Here is a 3,724-nt window from a genome sequence, read left to right as displayed (position 1 = left end):
TTGAATTTCGCAGCGGGCCCGAGAGATTACAGATTCCGCAGCGCGGCGACTACTGCGTCGCCCATTTCCTGCGTACCGACTTTAGTGCAACCGGCCGAATAGATGTCGCCGGTGCGCAGCCCTTGATCGAGCACGACGCTGACGGCTTTCTCGATGGCATCGGCCGCATCCTGCAGATTGAAGCTATAACGCAGCATCATCGACACCGACAGAATCGTCGCCAACGGGTTGGCAATGCCCTTGCCGGCAATGTCCGGCGCCGAACCGTGGCAAGGCTCGTACATGCCCTTGTTGTTGGCATCCAGCGAGGCCGACGGCAGCATGCCGATGGAACCAGTAAGCATCGACGCTTCGTCGGACAGAATGTCGCCGAACAGGTTGTCGGTGACGATCACGTCGAACTGCTTCGGCGCGCGCACCAGTTGCATGGCCGCGTTGTCGACGTACATGTGGCTCAGTTCGACTTCCGGGTAATCCTTGGCCACTTGCTCAACCACTTCACGCCACAGTTGGCTGGACGCCAGCACGTTGGCCTTGTCCACCGAGCACAGCTTCTTGCCACGCACCATGGCCATGTCGAAACCGACGCGGGCGATGCGGCGGATTTCGCTTTCGCTGTACGGCAGGGTGTCGTAGGCCTGACGCTCGCCGTTTTCCAGCTCGCGGGTGCCCCGCGGCGCGCCGAAGTAGATGCCACCGGTCAGCTCACGAACGATCAGGATGTCCAGACCGGCAACGATTTCCGGCTTCAGGCTGGAAGCGTCGGCCAATTGCGGATAGAGAATCGCCGGACGCAGGTTGCCGAACAGGCCCAGTTGCGCACGAATTTTCAGCAGACCGCGCTCAGGGCGAATGTCGCGCTCGATGGTGTCCCATTTCGGCCCACCCACGGCCCCCAGCAGCACAGCATCGGCAGCGCGGGCACGGTCGAGGGTTTCGTCAGCCAGCGGCACGCCGTGCTTGTCGATGGCCGCGCCACCGATCACGTCATGACTCAGCTCGAAGCCCAGGCTGTATTTGTCGTTGGCCAGCTCCAGCACCTTGACCGCTTCGGCCATGATTTCCGGACCAATACCGTCACCTGGGAGAATCAGAATCTGCTTGCTCATGCTTTCCTCGTGTCTTCAATCGGTGCGCCGTTTACTGGCACTCCCGGAAAAATTCTTAGCGTTCAGCCATCAACACAATCACATCTGTACTGAACGAGCCATCGGCATCAATCTCAAAATATTCGCGCACTTCGTTGCCCATCGACTGCTGCAACTGGCGGATCGCCGCGCGCATCACTTCGGGTGTGCGCATGCGCTCGACCCAACTGCTGTATTCCAGACGCAGGCGTTGACGCGTGGTGCTGCGGGTATGCAGACCGGCTTCGCTGACCTGACGCAACCACTCGCCGGCGGAATAATCGCGCACATGGCTGGTGTCGCGCAGCACTTCGACGCTTTGCAGGTAAGTGTCGAACAACGGGCTGCCCGGTGACAACACGTCAACAAACGCCGCCACGCCGCCCGGCTTAAGCACCCGACGCACTTCGCGCAGGGCCAGACCGAGATCGCTCCAGTGATGCGCCGAATAACGGCTGAACACGAAGTCGAACTCGCCATCGGCAAACGGCAGACGCTCGGCGGCGCCGTTGACCGTGGAAATATTGTTCAGACCGCGATCAACGGCAGCGGTAGCCACCACGTCGAGCATCTGCTGCGACAGGTCATAGGCGACCACTTCCTTGACCAGCGGCGCGACGTGAAAACTCACGTGACCGGCGCCACACCCCAGATCCAACACCCGAGCCTCGCCCTGCCCTGCCAGTTCAGCCTGTAGCAGCGCAAATTCAGTGCCTTGAGCGTGAACGGCGCTGCTCAGGTAGGCGGCGGCCTGTTCACCGAATTGCTTCTGTACGACCTGAGTGTGCTGGGCGGTGCTGGTCATGGTCTCATCCTGCATTTGTGTTGTTTGAGCTGCTCGCGAAGAGGCCCGCTCTAACTACATCAGTCTCAAATCAATCAAGCGTCGCGGAACAGCCAAGGCTGGCTCACACGGTGCTTGGCCTCAAACGTCGCAATCGCTTCGTGGTCTTGCAAGGTCAGGCCAATATCGTCCAGACCGTTGAGCAAGCAATGCTTACGGAACGCATCGATTTCAAAGCTGTAAACCTTGCCATCCGGGCGGGTCACGGTCTGTGCTTGCAGATCAACCTGCAATTGATAGCCCGGCTCGGCTTCGACCTGTTTGAACAGTTCGTCGACTTCAGCGTCGCTGAGGATGATCGGCAGCAAGCCGTTCTTGAAGCTGTTGTTGAAGAAGATGTCGGCGTAGCTCGGCGCGATGATGCTGCGGAAACCGTATTCTTCCAGCGCCCACGGCGCGTGTTCACGGCTGGAGCCGCAACCGAAGTTCTCGCGGGCCAACAACACGCTGGCACCTTGATAACGCTCGGCGTTGAGGACGAAGTCCTTGTTCAGCGGGCGCTTGGAGTTGTCCTGGTACGGCTGACCGACATCCAGGTAACGCCATTCGTCGAACAGGTTAGGGCCGAAACCGGTGCGCTTGATCGACTTCAAGAATTGCTTCGGAATGATCTGATCGGTGTCGACGTTGGCACGATCCAAGGGCGCGACAAGGCCAGTGTGCTGGGTAAAAGCTTTCATGCTGCGCTCCTTAAATCAATTCACGAACGTCGATGAAACGACCGTTCACCGCTGCCGCAGCAGCCATGGCCGGGCTGACGAGATGGGTACGGCCACCGGCGCCCTGACGGCCTTCGAAGTTACGGTTGGAGGTCGAGGCGCAATGCTCGCCGGACTCCAAGCGGTCCGGGTTCATCGCCAGGCACATCGAGCAACCCGGCTCGCGCCATTCGAAACCGGCTTCGAGGAAAATCTTGTCCAGACCTTCGGATTCAGCCTGCGCCTTCACCAGACCCGAACCCGGCACCACGATCGCTTGCTTGATAGTCGAAGCCACCTTGCGGCCCTTGGCGATCACGGCGGCAGCGCGCAAGTCTTCAATTCGCGAGTTGGTGCAGGAGCCGATAAACACCCGATCGAGCTGAATGTCGGTAATCGCCTGATTGGCGGTCAAACCCATGTATTTCAAGGCGCGGACGATAGAGTCGCGTTTGACCAGATCCATCTCTTTGGCCGGGTCCGGCACGTTCTGATCAACGGCCAAAACCATTTCCGGCGAAGTGCCCCAGCTGACTTGCGGCTTGATCTGCGCGGCGTCGAGTTCAACCACGGTGTCGAACTTGGCGTCGGCGTCGGACACCAGCTCTTTCCAGGCTTCGACTGCCATGTCCCACTGCGCACCTTTTGGTGCGAATGGGCGACCTTTCACGTAATCGACCGTCTTTTGATCCGCTGCCACCAGACCCACACGGGCGCCGGCTTCGATGGACATGTTACAGATGGTCATGCGGCCTTCGACAGACAGGTCGCGGATCGCGCTGCCGGCGAATTCGATGGCGTGGCCGTTACCGCCAGCAGTGCCGATCTTGCCGATAACGGCGAGGACGATGTCCTTGGCGGTCACGCCGAACGGCAATTGGCCTTCGACGCGCACCAGCATGTTCTTCATTTTTTTGGCGACCAGGCACTGGGTGGCGAGCACGTGCTCGACTTCGGAAGTGCCGATACCGTGAGCCAAGGCGCCGAATGCGCCGTGGGTCGAGGTGTGGGAGTCGCCGCAGACCACGGTCATGCCCGGCAAGGTCGCGCCCTGC

The 3,724-nt window shown here is 60.1% G+C and carries 4 protein-coding genes; all 4 read right to left on the bottom strand.

All coding sequences use genetic code 11. From position 1 onward, the window contains the following. Window positions 1–26 precede the first annotated feature (26 nt). Entirely contained in the window at window positions 27–1,109 is a 1,083-nt protein-coding gene (gene leuB, locus ACIOVB_RS05750; RefSeq protein WP_187676934.1) for a 3-isopropylmalate dehydrogenase, read from the bottom strand. Between the two features lie 55 nt (window positions 1,110–1,164). Then, window positions 1,165–1,932, bottom strand: a complete 768-nt coding sequence (locus tag ACIOVB_RS05745; RefSeq protein ID WP_401265676.1) for a class I SAM-dependent methyltransferase — start codon at window positions 1,930–1,932, stop codon at window positions 1,165–1,167. A 74-nt stretch (window positions 1,933–2,006) separates the two neighbouring features. Next, entirely contained in the window at window positions 2,007–2,651 is a 645-nt protein-coding gene (leuD, locus tag ACIOVB_RS05740; RefSeq protein WP_187676932.1) for a 3-isopropylmalate dehydratase small subunit, read from the bottom strand. A 10-nt stretch (window positions 2,652–2,661) separates the two neighbouring features. Beyond that, the coding region (leuC, locus tag ACIOVB_RS05735; RefSeq protein WP_401265674.1) for a 3-isopropylmalate dehydratase large subunit at window positions 2,662–3,724 on the bottom strand (1,063 nt) is incomplete at its 5' end.

Source organism: Pseudomonas sp. NPDC087639, assembly GCF_044743385.1.
Lineage (GTDB): Bacteria > Pseudomonadota > Gammaproteobacteria > Pseudomonadales > Pseudomonadaceae > Aquipseudomonas.
Note: the sequence above shows the minus strand (reverse complement) of the source record. Positions and strands in the feature narration are given on the sequence as shown.